The organism is Arthrobacter sp. 179, assembly GCF_052379645.1.
Taxonomy (GTDB): domain Bacteria; phylum Actinomycetota; class Actinomycetes; order Actinomycetales; family Micrococcaceae; genus Arthrobacter_H.
Genome location: NZ_JBQSYU010000002.1, coordinates 1 through 19,422 on the forward strand (window position 1 = coordinate 1; position 19,422 = coordinate 19,422).

20 protein-coding genes and 1 pseudogene are annotated in these 19,422 nt (G+C 64.3%); 15 read left to right on the top strand and 6 right to left on the bottom strand.

The features are described 5' to 3' along the window. Window positions 1–53: 53 nt before the first annotated feature. A complete protein-coding gene (gene coaA / locus ACT3UE_RS01650) occupies window positions 54–1,013 on the bottom strand; it encodes a type I pantothenate kinase (RefSeq protein ID WP_443348885.1) in 960 nt (319 codons plus the stop codon). 126 nt (window positions 1,014–1,139) lie between these two features. Here coaA and glmS point away from each other — a divergent pair, with 126 nt between their 5' ends. Then, a complete protein-coding gene (gene glmS, locus ACT3UE_RS01655) occupies window positions 1,140–3,014 on the top strand; it encodes a glutamine--fructose-6-phosphate transaminase (isomerizing) (RefSeq protein WP_444566117.1) in 1,875 nt (624 codons plus the stop codon). Window positions 3,015–3,130: 116 nt separating this feature from the next. Here glmS and ACT3UE_RS01660 read toward each other — a convergent pair whose 3' ends face one another. Next, on the bottom strand, window positions 3,131–3,652 hold the full coding sequence (locus tag ACT3UE_RS01660; RefSeq protein WP_444566118.1) for a DinB family protein: 522 nt from the start codon (window positions 3,650–3,652) through the stop codon (window positions 3,131–3,133). Between the two features lie 147 nt (window positions 3,653–3,799). On the opposite strand from ACT3UE_RS01660, the gene ACT3UE_RS01665 reads away from it, so the two are divergent. After that, entirely contained in the window at window positions 3,800–4,150 is a 351-nt protein-coding gene (locus ACT3UE_RS01665) for a holo-ACP synthase (protein WP_087000362.1), read from the top strand. A 3-nt stretch (window positions 4,151–4,153) separates the two neighbouring features. Further along, window positions 4,154–5,635: an NAD(P)H-hydrate dehydratase gene (locus ACT3UE_RS01670; protein WP_443427931.1), complete on the top strand. Its 1,482-nt coding sequence runs from the start codon at window positions 4,154–4,156 to the stop codon at window positions 5,633–5,635. On the opposite strand, the gene ACT3UE_RS01675 is transcribed toward ACT3UE_RS01670, so the two are convergent. After that, window positions 5,632–6,975, bottom strand: coding sequence for a UDP-glucose dehydrogenase family protein (locus ACT3UE_RS01675; RefSeq protein ID WP_444566119.1), 1,344 nt, complete (start codon window positions 6,973–6,975; stop codon window positions 5,632–5,634). The genes ACT3UE_RS01670 and ACT3UE_RS01675 overlap by 4 nt on opposite strands. A gap of 296 nt (window positions 6,976–7,271) precedes the next feature. Here ACT3UE_RS01675 and ACT3UE_RS01680 point away from each other — a divergent pair. The 6 genes and pseudogenes from ACT3UE_RS01680 to rimI all read left to right on the top strand — a co-directional run. Then, window positions 7,272–7,783: pseudogene (locus tag ACT3UE_RS01680) on the top strand (sugar nucleotidyltransferase); the annotation flags it as partial. A gap of 48 nt (window positions 7,784–7,831) precedes the next feature. Continuing rightward, window positions 7,832–9,034 carry an alanine racemase gene (alr, locus tag ACT3UE_RS01685; protein ID WP_443427932.1) on the top strand — a complete coding sequence of 401 codons (1,203 nt, stop codon included), beginning with the start codon at window positions 7,832–7,834 and terminating at the stop codon, window positions 9,032–9,034. Continuing rightward, a complete protein-coding gene (tsaE, locus tag ACT3UE_RS01690; protein WP_443427933.1) occupies window positions 9,027–9,575 on the top strand; it encodes a tRNA (adenosine(37)-N6)-threonylcarbamoyltransferase complex ATPase subunit type 1 TsaE in 549 nt (182 codons plus the stop codon). Before alr ends, tsaE begins: the two co-directional genes overlap by 8 nt. Before the next feature lie 79 nt (window positions 9,576–9,654). Next, window positions 9,655–10,152 (top strand): hypothetical protein, encoded by a 498-nt coding sequence (locus ACT3UE_RS01695; RefSeq protein WP_443427934.1) that lies wholly within the window; start codon window positions 9,655–9,657, stop codon window positions 10,150–10,152. 44 nt (window positions 10,153–10,196) lie between these two features. Continuing rightward, window positions 10,197–10,907, top strand: a complete 711-nt coding sequence (tsaB, locus tag ACT3UE_RS01700) for a tRNA (adenosine(37)-N6)-threonylcarbamoyltransferase complex dimerization subunit type 1 TsaB (RefSeq protein ID WP_444566120.1) — start codon at window positions 10,197–10,199, stop codon at window positions 10,905–10,907. After that, window positions 10,904–11,347 (top strand): ribosomal protein S18-alanine N-acetyltransferase, encoded by a 444-nt coding sequence (gene rimI / locus ACT3UE_RS01705; RefSeq protein ID WP_301497615.1) that lies wholly within the window; start codon window positions 10,904–10,906, stop codon window positions 11,345–11,347. Before tsaB ends, rimI begins: the two co-directional genes overlap by 4 nt. Before the next feature lie 17 nt (window positions 11,348–11,364). Here the strand turns inward: rimI and ACT3UE_RS01710 are convergent, their stop codons facing one another. Then, window positions 11,365–11,784, bottom strand: coding sequence for a hypothetical protein (locus ACT3UE_RS01710; RefSeq protein WP_301497614.1), 420 nt, complete (start codon window positions 11,782–11,784; stop codon window positions 11,365–11,367). Between the two features lie 197 nt (window positions 11,785–11,981). Here ACT3UE_RS01710 and ACT3UE_RS01715 point away from each other — a divergent pair, with 197 nt between their 5' ends. The 4 genes from ACT3UE_RS01715 to ACT3UE_RS01730 all read left to right on the top strand — a co-directional run bounded on the left by ACT3UE_RS01715 (window position 11,982) and on the right by ACT3UE_RS01730 (window position 14,453). Continuing rightward, window positions 11,982–12,524, top strand: coding sequence for an alternate-type signal peptide domain-containing protein (locus ACT3UE_RS01715; protein WP_443427935.1), 543 nt, complete (start codon window positions 11,982–11,984; stop codon window positions 12,522–12,524). Between the two features lie 61 nt (window positions 12,525–12,585). Then, on the top strand, window positions 12,586–13,128 hold the full coding sequence (locus tag ACT3UE_RS01720; RefSeq protein WP_444566121.1) for a hypothetical protein: 543 nt from the start codon (window positions 12,586–12,588) through the stop codon (window positions 13,126–13,128). A gap of 45 nt (window positions 13,129–13,173) precedes the next feature. Then, window positions 13,174–13,938 carry a signal peptidase I gene (locus ACT3UE_RS01725; protein WP_444566122.1) on the top strand — a complete coding sequence of 255 codons (765 nt, stop codon included), beginning with the start codon at window positions 13,174–13,176 and terminating at the stop codon, window positions 13,936–13,938. Next, window positions 13,935–14,453 (top strand): hypothetical protein, encoded by a 519-nt coding sequence (locus tag ACT3UE_RS01730; protein ID WP_443427938.1) that lies wholly within the window; start codon window positions 13,935–13,937, stop codon window positions 14,451–14,453. The genes ACT3UE_RS01725 and ACT3UE_RS01730 overlap by 4 nt, the downstream gene beginning before the upstream one ends. 28 nt (window positions 14,454–14,481) lie before the next feature. Here the strand turns inward: ACT3UE_RS01730 and ACT3UE_RS01735 are convergent, their stop codons facing one another. Next, window positions 14,482–16,176: a sensor histidine kinase gene (locus tag ACT3UE_RS01735; RefSeq protein ID WP_444566123.1), complete on the bottom strand. Its 1,695-nt coding sequence runs from the start codon at window positions 16,174–16,176 to the stop codon at window positions 14,482–14,484. Window positions 16,177–16,278: 102 nt separating this feature from the next. On the opposite strand from ACT3UE_RS01735, the gene ACT3UE_RS01740 reads away from it, so the two are divergent. Together ACT3UE_RS01740 and tsaD are read left to right on the top strand one after the other, a co-directional pair. Continuing rightward, window positions 16,279–17,106 carry a response regulator transcription factor gene (locus tag ACT3UE_RS01740; protein WP_444566235.1) on the top strand — a complete coding sequence of 276 codons (828 nt, stop codon included), beginning with the start codon at window positions 16,279–16,281 and terminating at the stop codon, window positions 17,104–17,106. A gap of 28 nt (window positions 17,107–17,134) precedes the next feature. Further along, complete coding sequence (gene tsaD, locus ACT3UE_RS01745; protein ID WP_444566124.1) at window positions 17,135–18,202, top strand: tRNA (adenosine(37)-N6)-threonylcarbamoyltransferase complex transferase subunit TsaD; 1,068 nt, start codon at window positions 17,135–17,137, stop codon at window positions 18,200–18,202. Window positions 18,203–18,210: 8 nt separating this feature from the next. On the opposite strand, the gene ACT3UE_RS01750 is transcribed toward tsaD, so the two are convergent. Continuing rightward, window positions 18,211–19,353 (bottom strand): glutamate--cysteine ligase, encoded by a 1,143-nt coding sequence (locus tag ACT3UE_RS01750; protein ID WP_444566125.1) that lies wholly within the window; start codon window positions 19,351–19,353, stop codon window positions 18,211–18,213. Window positions 19,354–19,422 lie beyond the last annotated feature (69 nt).

The following is a 19,422-nucleotide window of genomic DNA, read 5'->3' on the forward strand; positions in this document are numbered from 1 at the left end:
GAGTTCAAAGAGCGTCCCGGGCCCTCATGGCAGGTCGGTGGATCAAGGCTAAGTCAGATCTTGCGCAGCAGCATCCGACGGATCGAATGTTTGCTGTCCTTGGTGAGCACCAACTGGGCGCGGCCACGGGTGGGAAGGACATTCTCCCGGAGGTTTGGTTCGTTGATCCGGCGCCAGATCCCCAACGCGGTTTCGCGGGCTTCATCGTCGGACAGGCTGGAGTACCGGTGGAAGTACGAGGCAGGATCCGCGAAGGCGCCGCTGCGCAGTTTCATGAACCGCTTGACGTACCAGTTCTCGATCGCCTGGGTCTGGGCGTCAACGTAGACGGAGAAATCGAAAAAGTCGCTGAGCGCCAAACCGGCCGTCCCATCGCTTCTGACCTGGGCTGGGGCCAGCACGTTCAGTCCCTCCACGATGAGCACGTCGGGGCGGTGAACGACGACTTCCTTGCCGGGGACGATGTCGTACGTCAGATGTGAGTACCAGGGGGCACGAACCTCCTCGGCACCGGACTTCACCGCCGAAACGAAACGGAGCAAGGCCCGCCGGTCGTAGGCCTCAGGAAACCCCTTGCGATGCATCAGCCCGCGGCGTTCCAACACTTCGTTGGAGTGCAGGAACCCGTCGGTGGTCACCAACTCGACATTGGGGGTATCCGGCCACCGGCGCAACATCTCCTGGAGTACGCGGGCCGTTGTGGACTTCCCGACGGCCACGGAACCGGCAACGCCGATGACGAAGGGGGTGCGGCGGGTCGATTCGCCCAAAAAGGTGTTCGTGGCTTGATGTAACTGTCCGGCTGCCTGCACATAGAGGTTCAGCAGGCGGGAGAGGGGAAGGTAGACGTCCTTGATCTCCTTGAGATCAAGTTTTTCACCCAACCCACTGAGCCTGATCAGATCCCCCTCGTCGAGCGGTTGGGTGATCTCGTTGGACAGTCGTGCCCAGGTCTGCCGGTCCAGTTCCACAAAAGGGGAGACTCCGGCGTCGTGGTCTCGGGGGGCGCTCACCACTGAATTGTGCCAAGCAGGTCCTCGTATTCCCAAACCGGAGCGCAGCCACCAGCCGTGGCGGCCACTCGTTTCGGGGGCCGGAAATGATCAATATCGGTTCTTCGGCGCGGTATTCTTGTGCGCATGTGTGGAATTGTTGGCTATGTAGGCCGTCCAGAAAAAACGACCGGTAACCATGGGGCCCTTGACGTGGTTCTGGAGGGGCTGCGCCGGTTGGAATACCGTGGCTACGATTCCGCAGGGATCGCGGTGATCGGAGAAGCAGGGCTCGAATCGCGCAAGAAGGCCGGCAAGCTGGCCAATCTGATCGGCGAACTCGAAGCCCGTCCGCTGCCGCCGTCGCTGACCGGCATCGGCCACACCCGGTGGGCCACCCATGGTGGACCCTCCGACGTCAATGCTCACCCGCATCTGGCCGACGGCGGGAAGCTGGCCGTCATCCACAATGGCATCATCGAAAATTTTGCAGATTTGCGCGCCGAACTCCTCGCCGCTGGCCATGTCTTCGACTCGGAAACCGACACCGAGGTTGCCGCCGTGCTGCTGGGCGATATCTACGCTCACGCCGGGGGCGGGGATCTGGCCCGCTCCATGCAGCTGGCCTGCCAGCGACTCGAAGGCGCGTTCACTCTGTTGGCCATCCATGAAAGCCAGCCCGGCGTGGTCGTGGCCGCACGACGGAACTCGCCTCTGGTCCTCGGGCTCGGGGAGGGCGAGAACTTCCTGGGCTCCGACGTCTCCGGCTTCATTGACTTCGCCCGGCGTGCGGTGGAACTGGGGCAGGACCAGGTGGTCACCATCACCCCGGATCATCACGTCATCACCGACTTTGAAGGCAACCCTGCCGAAGGCACCGAATTCCATGTTGATTGGGACGCGGCAGCCGCGGAAAAGGGTGGATTCGATTCCTTTATGGAGAAGGAGATCTTCGACCAGCCGGCCGCCGTCGCCGATACCCTCCTGGGCCGGTACGACGTCGAGGGCCGGATGACCCTCGACGAATTGCGGATCGATTCCGCGGAGCTGGCCGATATTTCCAAGATCATCGTGCTGGCCTGTGGAACCTCCGCCTATGCCGGCTCCGTCGCCAAGTACGCGATCGAACATTGGTGCCGCATCCCCGTGGAGGTCGAACTCAGCCACGAGTTCAGGTATCGGGACCCGATCGTGAACGCCAACACCCTGATCGTCTCCATCTCCCAGTCGGGGGAGACCATGGATACGTTGATGGCCGTGCGCTATGCGCGCGAACAAGGGGCCAAGACGCTGTCGATCTGCAATACCAACGGTTCCACGATCCCGCGCGAGTCAGACGCCGTGCTGTACACGCACGCCGGCCCCGAGATCGCCGTGGCCTCGACCAAGGCCTTCCTGGCGCAGATCACCGCCACCTACGTGCTGGGACTCTATCTGGCCCAGTTGCGCGGCAACCTGTTCACCGGCCAAATCAAGGACATCCTGGCCGACCTGCAGGACATCCCCGCCAAGATCCAGGACATCCTCGACCGGGCGGAGGAGATCAAGACGCTGGCCCGGTCGATGTCCGAGGCCAGCTCGGTGCTGTTCCTGGGACGCCATGTCGGTTACCCGGTAGCCATGGAAGGGGCCTTGAAGCTCAAGGAGATCGCCTACATCCACGCCGAAGGTTTCGCCGCGGGCGAGCTGAAGCACGGGCCCATCGCGCTGATCGATGACGGCCAACCGGTATTCGTCGTCGTGCCCTCCCCGCGGGGACGGCATTCACTGCATTCGAAGGTCGTCTCTAATATCCAGGAGGTCAGGGCGCGAGGAGCCAAGACCTTGGTGATCGCCGAATCCGGGGACGAAGCAGTCAGGGACTACGCCGAATTTGTCTTCTACGTTCCGGAGACTCCGACGTTGTTGATGCCGCTGCTGGCCACCGTGCCGCTGCAGCTCTTTGCCTGTGAACTGGCCAGTTCCAAGGGCTTTGACGTCGACCAGCCCCGCAACCTGGCGAAGTCCGTCACGGTCGAGTAGGCAGATCCGCACCCGCTGAAGGAGCCCGACGTGTTCATGCACCGGGCTCCTTCGCTGATCACCTACCCCAACGCCCGTTCGGCGAGTCCGCGCACATAGGCTGCCTGACCGGCATGCTAGGTGGTGTCGTTGAGAACACTCACCCAACGGGAGGCGGCCGTCACCGGAGGCTCCCACCGCGTATCGACGATCCGTTCGAAGTCCCCGCTACCGAGGGACTCGAGGATCTGCAGGGTGCGGTCGTGGACCGCCTGATGGTAGGCGGAGAGAAGGCCCGAATCGCCGTTGTCGAAGGCCCGGACTTGTTCGGCGTCATGTCCGAACCCGGTGTCCGACTCCGCATAGGGCAGCGCCAGGCGATGCGCCCAGCCATGTTCGAGCCATAATTGCCCCGCTGGGATGTGCTGTGCCGCACCGGGGGAGGGAGCCTCGGCACCGCCGAGCACGGCAGCGAGGTCCGCCATATGGTCGTCCTGCACACGGGTCAGATGCCAGATCAGCCAAGCGGCATGATTCGACTGGGGGTCGGGCTGATACAGCAGAACGCTGGCATCGGTACCGCTGGTGACCGAACGGACGGTCTGCGCCACACGATCGAATCCGTCGCGTAGAAGTTCGCGGGCAATATTCGCGCTCATCGGTGGTCCTTTCGTGGGCTGCTCTTCCGGCACGATGGCGGCCGGCAGGTATGTCAGCGACGCTACGCCTGGAACCGGTTCAGCGATAGCGCGCGTCACCTGCGCATGACCACCATATGAGGACTCCGAAACCGATAGGCTGGGGGAATGATTGTGGGCATTGGAGTGGACGTCGTGCAGGTTTCCCGTTTCACGACGCAATTGGAACGAACCCCGGCGTTATGTGAGCGACTTTTTGTGCCGGCAGAGCGCGCGCTGAACATGCGGTCGTTGGCGGCACGCTTCGCCGCGAAGGAAGCGGTCGCGAAAGCTCTCGGTGCTCCGGCCGGCATGAACTGGCAGCATTGCCAGGTCGTCATGGACGCCGCAGGTGCCCCACAAGTGAAGATCGACGGCACGGTGGCCGAGGTCGCTGAAGCCAAGGGTGTCCGTCATTGGCACTTATCCCTCAGCCACGATGGAGACCTGGCCACGGCCATGGTCATTGCGGAGCGTTAGAACATGATTAATGCCTATACCGGAACCCAGATCCGTGCTGCCGAGGCCGGGCTCCTCCAAGGGCAGGACGGGGCATCCCTGATGCGTCGGGCGGCCCACGGGCTGGCCCACCACATCATGGCCCTGCTGCGTGCCCGCTACGGGGGCGTCTACGGTGCCCATGTCGCCGCCCTGATCGGCACCGGCAACAACGGTGGCGACGGCCTCTACGCGATGGCACGGCTGGCCGGGCGGGGAGTGGCCTGCACCGCCATCCTGTTGGGCGGGCACGCCCACCCTGAGGGCCTGGAGGCCTTCACACGTTCCGGGGGCCGGGTCGTATCCGGCGGGGGGACCCCCGATTCGAGCGCCCGAGCTCAGGCGCGCCGCTTCCGTGAAGCCAGTGAGGCGTTGGCCGACGTGGACCTGGTCATTGACGCTGTTCTGGGCACCGGAGCCCGGGGTGCCATCGCACTGCCGGAGATCCCCGCAGATGTACCTGTGGTCGCCTGCGACCTGCCCTCGGGGGTCGATGCCGATACCGGTGCCGCCTCCGACGGGGTCCTTGCCGCCGACCTGACGGTCACCTTCGGTGCCCTGAAAACCGGGCTCTGCGTCGGGGCAGGTCGACGATTGGCAGGAAACATCGAGGTCGTCGACATCGGTCTTGAAGACCTTCTGGGCCAACCCGACCTGCGGGTTCTCACCTCAACGGACGCCGAGGCCGCCACACCGCGGCCAACATCCCAAGACCATAAGTATTCGCGCGGAGTGCTGGGGCTGATCGCCGGGTCGCCACGCTACCCGGGGGCCGCCGTCCTGGCGGCCACCGCTGCGGTGAACACCTCGGTGGGGATGTTGCGCACGCTGGCCCCCGAACGTGCCGCCGAGCTCATCACCCAGGCGGTGCCCGAAGCCGTGCCGGCAGACGGAGCCGATGTCCGGGTCGATGCCTGGGCCATGGGACCAGGGATCGATGACGACCCAGCCCAGCTCGCCGCCGTCGAGCAGGTGCTCGGGGCGGGACTTCCTGCCATCGTCGACGCGAGCGCCCTCCGGACCTTGCAGCCGGGCCAGGGCCATGCCCGGCTCATCCTCACCCCACACGTCGGGGAACTGGAAGACCTGCTGGTTCGGGTCGGTGTCCGGGTCACCGCGGCAGATATCAGCGAGGATCCTGTCCGGTGGGCCCGCTGGGCGGCTGTCGGCTACTCCTCGGTGGTGTTGCTCAAGGGGCATACGACGATCTGTGTGGCCCCCGACGGCTACACCATCATCAACCTCAACGGGCCGGCGCCATTGGCCACCGCAGGCAGTGGTGACGTCCTCACCGGAATGCTGGGGGCCATGTTGGCCACCTCCCATGCCGGCGGGGGAACCCGGGCACTGGTCGAACTGGCCGCCACGGCCGCCTACCGTCACGGGGACGCGGCTCGGGTGGCCGGCCAGCACGGGGGATTCGGGGCCGGTCAGTTGGCGCGGGTCGCCGGGCAGGGCAGCTTCTAGAGTTGCCCTGCGGGGTCCGGGAACATCCTGCCCAAGGCGGCTACGGTCCAGCCGGCCTCCGTCCACTGCCCATGGTCTAGGACATTGCGTCCGTCGATCAGCCGCATGCCGCGGACCCTGGGGCGAAGATCAGCGGGCGTCAGCTCCTTGAATTCCTTCCATTCGGTGAGCAGAAGGACCAGGTCGGCATCCTGGGTTGCCTCGGCAACGGAGTCCGCGTATCCCAGCCGGGGGAACCGGCGTCGGGCATTTTCATTGCCCTGCGGGTCGTAGACGATGACCTCGGCGCCGTCGTTGAAGAGTCGGCCGGCCACATCCAGCGCGGGGGAGTCCCGGACATCGTCGCTATCGGGTTTGAAGGCCACACCCAAGACGGCAATCCGTCGCCCAACCACCTCATGATCGAGGATCTGATGTGCCAAGGAGACGACTCGATCGCGACGGCGCAGATTGATGTCGTCGACGTTATGCAGGAAATCCATGGTGTGGTTCAGCCCGAGTTCGCTGACCCGGGTCTGGAGGGCGCGGATGTCCTTGGGCAGGCAGCCCCCACCGAAACCGATCCCGGCGTTGAGGAACTTGCGGCCGATGCGCTCGTCGTAGCCCAAGGCGTCGGCCAAGGTGCGGATGTCTCCGCCCACGGTTTCGGTGACCTCGGAGAAGGCGTTGATGAAGGAGATCTTGGTGGCCAGGAACGCGTTGGCAGCGACCTTGACCAGCTCGGCGGTCTCGAAGTCGGTGACGATCAGTGGAGTGTCCTGGCCTAGCGCCTGGGCGTAGACCTCACACAGCTGGTCAGTGGCCTGTGCGGATTCGACGCCGAACACCAGCCGCCCCGGAGCCAACGTATCCTTCACCGCAAAACCCTCACGCAAGAATTCGGGGTTCCACGCCACCTCGAGCTCGACACCTTCGCGGGATTCCCTGGCGAGCAGTTCGGCCAGCCGGCGGGCGGTGCCGACAGGAACGGTGGACTTGCCCACCACGAGCGCGTCTCGGGTGATGTGCTGTGCCAACGACCGGGCGGCGGCATCGACGAAACTGATATCCGCCCCGCCATCGGCGATCCGCTCAGGAGTGCCGACACCGATGAAATGAACATCGGCCCATCCCCCGACCTCGGCATAGTCGGTCGTGAAACGTAAACGCCCCGATTGGACATGTTTGACCAGCAGCTCCGGCAGACCGGGCTCATGGAAGGGCAGATCGCCAACGGAGAGACGCTCGATCTTCTGCGGGTCCACATCCACGCCGATGACGTCGAAACCGAGCTCGGCCATGCACGCGGCATGGGTTGCGCCGAGGTATCCTGTACCGATCACTGAAATCTTGAGCGTCATTTGCGCCTAACTGTTGGGGCCGTACCTTGAGGGGCTTTGACCATGCTAACGACACCTGACGGAAAGCCGTTGAAACGACGTGTTGTGCGAAGGGTGCTGTCGACACGTGACCGTGGCCGACTGGGTGGGTCGAGGACTTAGCGGGGCTCGTCCACGGTGGGGTCCAGATAGCTGCGCAGGGCTGCGAAGTGGTCCCCGGGACTGAAACCGGTGGCCCGGATCCGCATCCAAGCTGGCGGGGACCTTTAGGGGGGATAGGAACTCGCTGTCGCAGCCCGCCGAGCCCAGTGTATCGCGGTGCCCAGCTGCAGAAGCTCGCTGACCTGGAAGGCGCTGCCATCTTCGGGTACCAGGTGGCCGATCCGACCGCCTACGGTGTCGTCGAATTCGATACCACGGGCCGGGCCGTCTCGCTGGAGGAGAAACCCGAGAAACCGCGCAGCAAATATGCGATCCCGGGACTGTATTTTTATGACCACCAGGTCGTGGAGATCGCTCGGGGCTGAAACCATCGCCTCGCGGGGAACTGGAGATCACCGACGTCAACCGACGCTACCTGGAGATGGGCCAGCTGCAGGTTTCCGTGCTGGCCCGCGGTACGGCGTGGCTAGATACCGGGACCTTCGAATCACTGAACGATGCGTCGAACTACATTCGCACGGTGGATGCCCGGCAGGGGCTGAAGATCAGCGCCCCGGAAGAGATCGCATGGCGGCAGGGGTTCATTTCCGATGCCGAGCTCGAAGCGCTGGCCCGCCCGCTTCTCAAGAGCGGATACGGGGCCTACCTGCTGGAATTGCTGCACTGAGACGCCTCGCTGAGCCCGCGGCCGCAGGCCAAGTGCGAGAATGGAACCGTGACTGCGAACCTTGACCCCCTCACCGGGCCCGGCGTTGCCGGAAGTCCCGGGACTGCCCCCGGCTTCGAACGCCGCGCCGAAATCGACCTCTCGGCCATCCGAGACAACGTCAAGCGGGTGATCGAATTGGCGGCGCCGGCCACCGTGATGGCGGTGGTGAAAGCCGATGCCTACGGCCACGGAACGATCCCCGTCGTCCAGGCTGCCCTGCAGGCAGGAGCCGGGTGGATCGGGGCCGCCCACATCAGTGAGGCGCTACCCATCCGCGCTGCCGGCGTGACGGCGCCGCTGTTGGCGTGGCTGCACACCGTCGACTCTCCGTTCGCCGAAGCCATCACCGCCAATATCGACCTGGGAGTTTCCAGCGGCTGGGAACTGGAATACATCGCTGCGGCAGCCCAACAGGCCGAGCTGCCCGCCCGGGTGCATCTGAAAATCGATACCGGTCTGGGCCGCAACGGTTGCCCGCCGGACCGCTGGGATGAACTACTCGGCGCCGCAAATGCCTACCAAGAAGAAGGCTTGCTGCGCGTTGTGGGGGTCTTCACCCACCTGGCCGTTGCCGATGAACCTGACCGCGAAGAGACCGATGAACAACTGGCGGCCTTCCGTGAAGCCGTCAGCCTGGCAGAAGACGCAGGTTTCGACCTCGAGGTCAGGCATGCGGCGAACACCCCGGCCATTCTGTCCCGTCCGGATGCGCACTTCGACCTGGTCCGCCTGGGCTTGGGCATGTACGGGCTGAGCCCCTTCGCTGACCAGAGTTCGGCTGAGTTGGGGTTGCGCCCTGCCATGCGCTTGGTCGCCCGGGTCACGAACGTGAAGAAGGTGCCGAAGGGCCAGGGGGTGTCCTACGGGCTGACCTACCGCACGGGGGAAGCCACGACGCTGGGGCTCATCCCGCTCGGTTACGGTGACGGGGTACCGCGTTCAGCGGTGGAGGCGCCGGTGCTGGTGGGCGGACGAGTCTTACCCAGCCGCGGCAGGATCGCCATGGACCAGTTCGTTGTTGACCTGGGTCCCCTCGAGGACCCTGAATCCCTGGTGGGAACCGAAGCCGTCTTGTTCGGCGGTGACGGGCCAGCAGCCGATGCCTGGGCCACCGCGGCGGGCACCATCAACTACGAGATCGTCACTCGGGTCTCCCAACGCGTCCCGCGGGTCTACGTTGAGGGCTCATGGGGGCCAGCCGATGGCTGAACCGGCAGTGGGGACCCTCCCGGTCTGGACCGTCGAGCTGACCGCCCAGTCGGCGACGGCGACCCAAGAACTGGCAGCCAACGTGGGAGAACAGCTGGAAGCCGGGGACCTGATCCTGCTCAACGGTGAACTCGGTGCCGGGAAAACGACGTTCACCCAAGGACTGGGTGCCGGTTTGGGGGTGCGGTCGGGGATCATTTCGCCGACCTTTGTGCTCTCACGGATCCACCCCTCCACCCGTGGCGGCGCCGATCTGGTCCACGTGGACGCCTACCGCCTCGGAACGGCCGCCGAACTCGACGACTTGGACCTGGACCAGAGCCTGGAATCGGCGGTCACCGTGATCGAATGGGGCGCCGGTAAAGCCGAGCAGCTCAGCGACTCACGCCTGGAGATCGCCCTGCTGCGTGCCACCGGCGAAACCATGGCCGAACCGGGCGGCGAACTCGTGCTGGACTACTCCGAAACAGAGGACGAGGATCCGCGGACCCTGACCATTGCCGCCTTCGGGCCCCGATGGGCGGACCACCGACTGTTCTGAAGCCACCGGATGGGGAGTTCTCCCCATCGCGGGTTCCGGGCCGCCGCCCTAGGGTGGATCGGATGGAAGCCGGACGGAAATGTTGAAGATCAGCGCGCAGCTGCCAGCGGGCTGGCAGCAGATCGAGACCGCGGGATGCCGCTTTCTGGCTTTTCATACCGGAGCCCCGCCGCCAGCGGAACACACCCAACTGTTCGTGGGCAGCGACGCTGTGCCGGTCACCGTCCACGGGCTGGACATCCTGGACTCGATCAGCAGGGAGCTTGATTCCCGACGCCCCGAATCCACGGCACTGCCCAGCACGATCATCGCCGTCGAATACCCCTCCCGGGACCTGCTGGAGGGGATCGAGGGGCTGCACATCATCGAGGAGGCCGCCTCCACCATGGCCGGCCAGCAGGCGTGGAGGATGGATCTCACCCACAGGCATCGTGGGGTGGCCCTGTTCACCCGGCGGTGGGTCATCGACGCCGGGGCGACCACACTGGAAATTGCGGCGACCTGCACGCTGGATCATTTCAGCCACTTCATCGCCGACTTCGATGCATTGGAAGAGCGGATGGTGTGGGCCGCCTGAGAGCCCGGCTGACAGGTGGGGCCGGACCGGCATACGATGGACCGGTGCTCATTCTGGCCATAGATACGTCCGCAGCTGCCTCCGCGGCAGTGCTCTCGCAACCTTCCACCGACCGTCCCTCCGAGGTGCTCGCCTCCTTCGAAACCACGGAAACGAACACCCACTCCGAGGTCCTGGCCCCCGGCATCGACTCCTTGCTGACCGAGGCGGGGATTGCCGGCACCGAACTGGATGGCATCGTCGTCGGTGTCGGCCCCGGGCCCTTCACGGGGTTGCGTGTGGGCATTGCCACCGCCCGCACCCTGGGTTTCGTCTGGGGAATACCCGTCCACGGGGTCATGAGTCTGGACGCGATCGCCTGGGACGTGATGTCCGAAAGGGAACGTGGTGGCCGGGCCGCAGCAGGTGACGGCGAATTCTGTGTCGCCATCGACGCCCGGCGCAAGGAACTGTATTGGGCCCGTTACACAGCAGCTGGGGAACTGGTTGATGGGCCACAGGTCGGAACCGCGGAGACCCTGCCGGCACTGCCGATGCACGGTGCCGGAGCCGGGCTGTATGCGGAACGGTTGGAAGCCGTCGGGGCGAGGGGGGATCCTGGCTTCGCCGAGCGCCGGCCCGCGGCAGCCTCGCTGGGCGCCTGGGCCATCCGGGTCCTGGGCCGGGGCCAGGAGCTGCTGTCCACCACCCCCTTGTACCTGCGCGAATCCGATGCCAAGGTGCCGCGGCAGATGAAGGGGACCCCTGCCTCATGAAGTTCCGCGAGATGACCGAAGCAGATATCCCGGCCGTGTGGGAGATGGAACGAGAGCTCTTCCCCGAGGACGCCTGGCCGTTGCGCATGTTCCACGAGGAGTTGAGGCAGACCGGAACCCGACGCTACTGGGTGGCGGAGGACGAAGGGCGGATTGTGGCCTACTGCGGCATGATGTGCGTGCTGCCCTTGGCCGATGTCCAGACCATTGCCGTCCTTCCCGCCTACGAGGGGCGCGGGATCGGATCCACGCTGCTGCGTGGACTCATCTCCGAGGCCACCGAACGTGGAGCGAAGGATGTCCTGTTGGAGGTGCGTGCCGATAATCCCCGCGCCCAGGGACTTTATGAACATCTAGGGTTCGAGCATATCCACACCCGGCGCGGATACTATCCCGGCGGTGTGGACGCCAGGATCATGAAACTGGGCCTGAGGGGCTGAGCCTGTCCGGCCGTTGATCAGCCGTGGCCTTTTTCGTCGGCGGACATGAGGCTCCGACGCAGCCGGTCGATGTCGGAGATCGTTTCGTTGCCCAACTGATCGAGCTCGTCCAACATGGCCACCACATCCCGCCACGCATCTGGGGTGCTTGCCGAGGAAATCCCCTCATGCAGGCGCGAAGCGAGAGCCCCCAAACTGCTGGCTCCCGCCATGGAGGCGGCGGTGCTCAGTGAAAGCGCCGCATCCAGTCCTGCTTCGGCGTCGTGCTGATTCACCGCCCGGTGCAGGCGGTGGCACCGCTGGGGCCACAGTCCGATGAACCGGTCCATGAAGGCCGCGGCTTCGCCCTCGCCCACCTGATCGGCCAAGGCCCAGAGCACTGACGGGCAGACCCGCCCGCTGGGCCCCGAGCGCTCCGGACGGTGGTTGTCGGTCATGCTCCCATGTTGGGCCTCGCTCCTACCGAAACCGCTCAAGCAATGCTCAAGATCTGCTCAAGATCAGGCACGACACGGCAGCGCTGATCTTGTGTAAAACTTTTGTCAACTCAGGGGCTGTTCTTGATGCACCCCGATGATGCTGGTTCCAACAGCCGGGGAAACAGGTCGCCGGTAGCGGTTATGAGGGAGACACCATGAACAAGATGACCAAGGGTGCACTGGCCACCGGACTCGGCGTTGCACTATTGATCGGTGGAGGTGGATCGCTGGCCGTGTGGAACACCAGCGCCCAGGCAAACGCCGGAACGATCGTCTCCGGGGACATGGGACTGAAGGCCGAAGCGGCCTCCTGGACGAACTCTGCCGGAACCAACGTCACCGCCAAGGTCAAGGACGGAACCTACAAGATCGTTCCGGGGGACTCGCTGAAGTTCACTCAGCCGGTCGAAGTCACTCTGACGGGGGACCTGCTGAAGGCACAGCTCAGCGTCACAGATACCGCGCTGACCGGGGACCGAACCTTCAACGCTGCGAACTACACCGTCGGTGCCGTGGACATCAAGGACTCTTCTAGCAAGAGCGTGATCGGCCAGGAGCTGACCCAGGACGGCCGCTACACCGCCTCGGTGACCTTCGACTTCAAGGCCAGCACCTCCGGCCTGAGCGACACGAACGCGAAGTACGACTTCAGCAAGGTCGGCTACAAGCTGGACCAGATCGCCTCCTCCAGCGACTAGGACCGCGTCGCGGCCCATCACACCGAAGCACGCCACACCACCGAAGGTCCGGGAGGATCACATGAGAACGACGTCGGCGCTGAAGACAGCAGCACTGCTCATTGTCTCCGTCGTTCTTGCCCTCGGCAGCGTGCAGGGAAGCCTTGCCGTGTGGAACACCGCTACCGGGTCGGGGGCTGGGACGGTCCAGGCTGCGGACTTCGCGGTCTTGCTCAAGACCGCCTCGGGGAACGAGCAACGCCTATCCGCCAACGGCGCGCCAGCGACGGTCACCCTTCCGGCAGTCACCAACCTGCAACCAGGGGAGAGCCGCACTCTGCCGGTTGCTGTCACGAATGCGACCAACGCCGGCAGTGGCGCGTTCAGGATTCGGCTCACGGCTTCGCCAGCCGTCGTTTCCGGGGCGAAGACCCCCGGATTGGCGGCAACGGCCGGGATTTCCACGACGGGCAACTGCTCCGGGCAGACCAGTGCCACCGTTGACTTGGCGCAAAATGGCCAAGCCACCCTGTGCGTGAAGGTGACCTTGCAGGACAAAGTCCCGGCAACGTCGGGCGGGCAGACGAACAGTGTCAGCGTCAAGCTCGCAGCCACCCAACTCTGAGCCCCACCCACTCGTTCCCCGTTGGACCCCACAGTGAAGGACACCATGGCACAGCACGCAGCTTCGAAAACCACGAACCACGGCTCCACGACCTCCCTGCTGGGCAGCGCATTGAGTCTCGTCGCGCTGGTTCTTGCTGTCTTCGCTGCGGCGGTACTGATTATCGTGCCGATGGCGACCAGCTCGCAGACCTACTCCGTACTGACCAACTCGATGCGGCCTCATCTTCCCCCAGGGACCTTGCTGATCTCCCGGCCGGCGGCGTTCGGAGACCTCTCGGTGGGGGATGTGATCACCTACCAGCTCGAATCCGGGCAAGCCGACGTGATCACCCACCGCATCGTTTCGACCAGTGCCGACCAGCAGGGAAATACCTTGTTGATCACCCAGGGGGACAACAACTCCCTGCCCGACGAGGAACCTGTTCGTGAGGTCCAGGTCCGCGGGAAACTCTTCTACGCCGTGCCCTACGCAGGGTTTCTGGCGAACTGGCTGGGCAACCAGGACCGCGGTCTGGGCGCACAGATCGCCGCCCTGGCCCTCATCGGCTACGGCGGGTGGAACGTGGTTGGCGGAATCCTGACCCGGCGGCGGAAGTCCAGCAAACCGGCAGAGGCGGCCGGCGAGCAGACCCTGACTGAGAACGAAGCCATGGCGAACCCGGATGTTGCTGCCGACCCCGCTGTTTCACTCGGCCACTCGTGGCCTGAACTCGAAACACCACCGGTGGTCCGTTCAACCCGCACCGTCCATTCAATAGATGGGCCGCGTCCGCGTGGACGCAGCCGCCACGAAAGGGTCTCCCGATGAGCTGCAAGCAGGCCTCCGCGACCGTCACGGAAACCACCCGCAAGTCCTCACGAGTACGTCTGGCAGCCATCGTGTATGCCGTTGTCGTCATCATGGGTATTACCGGGACCGGTGCACATGCCCTGTGGAGCCAAAACGGCACGGCAGTCACCAGCGTGACTACCGGCGTATGGGCACCGCAATTGATGGCAGGCGCATCAGTGAAGTGTTCTCCTGACTTTAATTGGCCGAAGAGCGAAGGCATCCTGAATGTCGCCTTCACCCCTCCCGTGGATGCAGATCTAGTAGAAGTGACCATCATTGATGTGGCGCAGACAGTTCATACCGAAAAGGTGAAAGTCAACAAAGGCGGACAAGCGACCGCCAAGCTCCCCGTGACTAGTGAGTGGTTGAAAACGACCAGCTTCTCCCTTTCCCTGACTCCCTCGTATCTGGGGATCGCCACCGAACCAGTCCAGAAGACAGTCACGGTAGATATGCGATTCTTGGGCAATATCAAGGCTTCTTGTGGTTAGGGACCAAAAATCATCTCGTGACGGCGTTCTAAGTTTGAATATCTAGGTCGGGGAACTGCACCTTGAACGTGCTGCCGATCCCCGGCTCGCTGCTGACGCTGATCGATCCACCGTGTTCCTCCACCAGGTCCTTGGTGATCGCCAGCCCCAGACCCGCCCCCGGGATGGCGGACCTCCGGACCGTATCGGTGCGGTAGAAACGGGTGAAGAGGCGTCCCAGCTCGTCTACGGTCATGCCCTGACCCGTATCCGTGACCTCCAGTATCGGATCGCCGGTCTCGGAGCGATACGTCGAGACGTTGACGGAGCCGCCTGCAGGGGTGTATTTGAGTGCGTTGGAGAGCAGGTTGTCCACGATCTGTCCGAGTCGCCGCTCGTCGCCGAGCAGATCAAGTCGGTTCGTCACCTTGGCGCTCAAACTGACAGCCAGCCGTTCAGCACGCGCGCTATGCGTGGGCAGGCAACCCTCGAGCACTTCCGTGAGATCCACCGGTTTCCTCGAGATCTCCACTTTGCCGGCGGCGGCATCGAGCAAATCCCCCACGAGGGCCAGTAAGCGTTCGGCATTGCGTTCGGCCACTCGCAGATACACCTTCACCGCTGGGTCAAGATCCGCGGACTCGGAGGCCATCTCCAAGTATCCGACGATGGAGGTCAGCGGGGTACGCAGTTCGTGGTTCACCGTGGCCAGGAATTGGTCTTTGGCAGCGAGGGCCTCCAGAAGGTCGGTGACGTCGTGGAAGGCGATCACCGCTCCCTGGTGTTGGCCATCGAGGAGCATCTGGCTGGCGGAGGCGTTGAACGCGCGCATTGCCTCTGGTCGGCCTCCCCAGACCAGTTGGCCCGAGTAGTCCTCTCCGAGGACTGCGCGGCGGACCGGGCGCTGGTCCGCCGGTAGCGGTGTGGTCCGGTCGGCACCGAAGATCAACAGCCCCGCCTCATTCGGATCACTATCGTCCTCGGGGATGAGGGAGTCGTGGATGGTTCGCTGGGTGTCGTTCATCATCAGATCGTGGCCGCCTTCGTCGACCACGACGACGCCGACGTTGGCTGTATTGAGGACCGTGTTGACTAGCACCGCGTGTCTTTCCGCCTTCTCCAGCGCGCGGCGAGCGCTCCTTTGGGCCCGGGCGACGGCCAGGGACATGACGGCAATGGTCATCGTGAAGGCAAAGAGAACGACGGGGACTAGCAGCGGTTTGATGAGGGCTTTTGTTGAAAGCTCCGAACCCGCGAGGATCGTCTGGCCCCAGACCACGCCGAGTGGCAGGAGGAAAGAGACCGCCAGAACGAGGCCGGTCCGATAACGGGACCACGCCAACCAGAACAACGGCAGGGCCATCAGAATCGAAATACCGGTCAAGGTCTTAAAGCCAGCGAGCGACATCACGAAGAAGGCCAGCATGTCCATCAGCGGTACGAGGAGCACGACTGGCTCGGGCCAGCGCGTCCACGGCAGCACGGATGCGGCGACGGTAGCAGCAGCTATGGCGACAAAGCCGATCCACACACCGGGGGCCGAGAGCGCCGCCTGAGTATCGGCCACCAAAAAGAGGACGATGACGATGAGTGCGGCAATCGCCGAGGGGAGCTGGTTCACCGAGGCGAGCCCCCGGGCTCCCATTGCGGGAAGAGGTTCACGGAGGAAGCCGATGCGCAGAACGCGTCGGAGGCGAGCGGCAGGGGAGAGGGGACGGGCTGGTGCATCAACGCGTTCGTTCACCCAATCAGCCTACGGGGTACCGGAGCCCGATCTGTGCCGCAGGGCACAGGCTCCGACGATAGACTGAAGGCTCGCATCGCCGTCGATACTGGGGAGTTCGTTGTGCAGGAACATCGCGTGGCCGTCGTTGTCGAGGATGACGAAGATATCCGGGGACTTTTGGAGGCCGTGCTGTCGCAATCCGGATTCGTTGTTCACGCCACGGCATTGGGAAACGACGGCGTGGAACTGGTGAAACGGCATGCACCCGATCTGGTCACGTTGGACCTGGGCCTGCCCGATATCGACGGTTTCGAAGTGGCTCGCAGGATCCGGTACAGTTCAGATGCCCATATCGTCATGCTGACCGCCCGAACGGATGAGATCGACACGATTTTGGGGCTAGAGACAGGAGCGGATGACTTCCTGACCAAGCCCTTCAGCCCCCGGGAACTGAGGGCCCGGGTCGAAGCCATCATGCGCCGTCGAGAACGTCACCGGGTATACGGTGAAACCTCGGCAACGACGGGCGCACCAGCCGCGCCAGCTGTCGCCGAACCACTATCGGGCCAGCAAGTGGCCGCAAGAGAACCGGAGGCGTCGACAACGTCTGTGGGCCTCAATGGATTGGTGCTGGATTCTGCCTCCTACTGCATTGAAGCGGAGGGCACGGAGATCGCAGTGACCCCTACCGAGTTCGCCTTGCTCCAAGCCATTCTGGTTGGCGGGCGCACGGTACGGACCAAGACTTCACTGGTTAGAAGACTGCGTGATGAGGATGCCGACGCCGGTACGTTCGTCTCCGAAGCAGACGAGCGCAGCGTGGAAGTCCACATCGGGAACCTTCGGCGCAAGCTCGCGGACAACGCGAAGGCGCCCCGCTGGATCGAAACGGTCCGTGGCATCGGCTACCGTGCCGCCCGGCCCCGCCAGTCCGCAGGAGGGGCATGATCCCAGTTCAAGACACTAAACTGGAGCCATGACTTCCGTGGCACCCCTGGTTCTGGGCATTGAATCCTCCTGCGACGAAACCGGTATCGGGATCGTCCGGGGCGCCGAACTACTGGCCAACACGGTCTCCTCCTCCATGGACGAACACGTCCGCTTTGGCGGTGTCATCCCCGAAATCGCCTCCCGGGCCCACCTGGAGGCCTTCGTGCCGACACTGGAGGAAGCCCTCTCCACTGCCGGCGTGCGCCTGGCCGACGTCGACGCGCTCGCCGTCACCTCGGGCCCCGGTCTCTCCGGGGCGCTCATGGTCGGAGTGGCCGCAGCAAAAGCCTTGGCCCTGGCCTCGGGGAAACCGCTGTATGCCATCAACCATTTGGTAGCCCATGTGGGGGTGGGGGTGCTCGACGGCGGGGCTCTACCCGACCGGCTGGGTGCCTTGCTGGTCTCCGGGGGACATACCGAGATCCTGCGGGTGAATTCGCTGGCCTCCGATGTGGAGCTGCTCGGGGCCACCATCGATGATGCTGCCGGAGAAGCGTACGACAAGGTGGCCCGACTCCTGGGGTTGGGCTATCCGGGCGGACCTGTTATCGACACGATCGCCCGTGAGGGCGACCCGAAAGCCATCCGCTTCCCCCGCGGGCTTTCGCTGCCGAAATTCACCGGTACCGCCGAATCCCCGGGAAAACACCGCTACGATTTTTCGTTCTCGGGACTCAAGACCGCGGTGGCCCGTTGCGTGGAGCAGTACCGGGCCCGCGGCGTAGAACTCCCGGTGGCGGACATCGCCGCCTCCTTCCAGGAAGCGGTGGTCGACGTGGTGACCAAAAAAGCCATCATGGCCTGCACCGAACACGGGCTGGACAACCTTCTGCTCGGTGGTGGCGTCGCGGCGAACTCGCGCCTGCGTGCACTACTTGCCGCCCGGTGCACCTCTGCCGGCATCACATTGAGGGTTCCGCGGATCGGGTTATGCACCGACAACGGGGCGATGGTGGCGGCGCTGGCCTCACAACTGGTGATGGAGGGGGTCGAGCCCACCGGCCTAGAATTCTCCGCCGATTCCGGCCAACCGGTGTCGGCCATCAGCCTGTAGCCCGCTGCTCAGGCGATGTGCATTCTGGCGATGTTGTCTTTCACCACGGCGCGCAGGTCCCCTGAGTTGGTGGCAGCGATCTTGCGTTGCCACTGGTAGCCGGCTCCACCCCGGATGATGCGTTCGACGTCGGCGAGTTCATCACTGCACCCCAGTTTGCGGGCCACCGGCTCCAACCGGTTCAGCTCTCGCATCAGGTGGTCGGTGACCAGCATTTCATCACCGGCGGCATTGAGGATGATGATCGCGTCCATGCCATAGCGGGCGGCCCGCCACTTATTTTCCGTGCGATGCCAGGGAGGCATCACGTCGATGCTGCCGCCGTGATCCAAAGTAGTGGACATGTCATCCACCAGGCACTGGGTGAGGGCGGCAATGGCCCCGATGTCCTGCAGCGAGGACAAGCCATCGCAGATCCGCATCTCCACGGTTCCGAACCGGGGGACCGGGCGGACATCCCAGCGGATTTCGGAGATGTCGTCGATGACGCCGGTGTGCAGCATGTCAGCGACGTAGCCTTCGAATTGCGACCAGGTCTCGAAATGGTAGGGCAGTCCCGCGGTGGGCAACTGCTGGAACATCAGGGCCCGGTGGGAAGCGTAGCCGGTGTCTTCCCCGCCCCAGAACGGGCTGGAGGCCGAAAGGGCTTGGAAGTGGGGCTGGTAGTTGATCAGGCCATCGACCACGGGTAGAGCCTTCTCCCGACGATCCAGCCCGACGTGGACGTGCACCCCGTAGATCACCATCTGCTGGCCCCACCACTGGGTGCGGTCGATGAGCTTGGCGTAGCGCTCCTGGTCGGTGACCGGTTGCAGCTTGGGGGAGGCGAACGGGTGGGAGCCGGCGCTATAGAGGTCGATCCCCATGGGGTCGGTGACCTCGCGGATGACCCCGAGGTTCTCGTGGAGCTGGGTCTTGGCCTGGCGGACCGTGTCGCAGACGTCGGTGACGATCTCGACCGTGTTCAACAGCAGCTCCTGCTTCACATGCGGGTGTTCCTCATCGGGAGCCAGCCCGCCGTGGGCAGCATGAACGCCTTCCAAGACCTGCTGGGCCACCGATCGCAGATCCCCGCTGTGGTGGTCCACGAGCGCAACTTCCCACTCGACGCCGAGCGTTGACTGCCGGGAGTCGGCGAAATCGATCTGCATCCGCGTTCCTGACGTCGGTGGGCTATGAGTACCGGCCCAGTCTAGCGGCGGGCGCCGCGCACCGGGCAC

What these genes read in the sequence shown, in the direction of transcription:
- glmS (WP_444566117.1), top strand. Translation starts at nt 1,140, where the DNA reads ATGTGTGGAATTGTTGGCTATGTAGGCCGTCCAGAAAAAACGACCGGT.
- ACT3UE_RS01660 (WP_444566118.1), bottom strand. Translation starts at nt 3,652, where the DNA reads ATGAGCGCGAATATTGCCCGCGAACTTCTACGCGACGGATTCGATCGT.
- ACT3UE_RS01665 (WP_087000362.1), top strand. Translation starts at nt 3,800, where the DNA reads ATGATTGTGGGCATTGGAGTGGACGTCGTGCAGGTTTCCCGTTTCACG.
- ACT3UE_RS01670 (WP_443427931.1), top strand. Translation starts at nt 4,154, where the DNA reads ATGATTAATGCCTATACCGGAACCCAGATCCGTGCTGCCGAGGCCGGG.
- ACT3UE_RS01675 (WP_444566119.1), bottom strand. Translation starts at nt 6,975, where the DNA reads ATGACGCTCAAGATTTCAGTGATCGGTACAGGATACCTCGGCGCAACC.
- tsaE (WP_443427933.1), top strand. Translation starts at nt 9,027, where the DNA reads ATGGCTGAACCGGCAGTGGGGACCCTCCCGGTCTGGACCGTCGAGCTG.
- ACT3UE_RS01695 (WP_443427934.1), top strand. Translation starts at nt 9,655, where the DNA reads ATGTTGAAGATCAGCGCGCAGCTGCCAGCGGGCTGGCAGCAGATCGAG.
- rimI (WP_301497615.1), top strand. Translation starts at nt 10,904, where the DNA reads ATGAAGTTCCGCGAGATGACCGAAGCAGATATCCCGGCCGTGTGGGAG.
- ACT3UE_RS01710 (WP_301497614.1), bottom strand. Translation starts at nt 11,784, where the DNA reads ATGACCGACAACCACCGTCCGGAGCGCTCGGGGCCCAGCGGGCGGGTC.
- ACT3UE_RS01715 (WP_443427935.1), top strand. Translation starts at nt 11,982, where the DNA reads ATGAACAAGATGACCAAGGGTGCACTGGCCACCGGACTCGGCGTTGCA.
- ACT3UE_RS01720 (WP_444566121.1), top strand. Translation starts at nt 12,586, where the DNA reads ATGAGAACGACGTCGGCGCTGAAGACAGCAGCACTGCTCATTGTCTCC.
- ACT3UE_RS01725 (WP_444566122.1), top strand. Translation starts at nt 13,174, where the DNA reads ATGGCACAGCACGCAGCTTCGAAAACCACGAACCACGGCTCCACGACC.
- ACT3UE_RS01730 (WP_443427938.1), top strand. Translation starts at nt 13,935, where the DNA reads ATGAGCTGCAAGCAGGCCTCCGCGACCGTCACGGAAACCACCCGCAAG.
- tsaD (WP_444566124.1), top strand. Translation starts at nt 17,135, where the DNA reads ATGACTTCCGTGGCACCCCTGGTTCTGGGCATTGAATCCTCCTGCGAC.
- ACT3UE_RS01750 (WP_444566125.1), bottom strand. Translation starts at nt 19,353, where the DNA reads ATGCAGATCGATTTCGCCGACTCCCGGCAGTCAACGCTCGGCGTCGAG.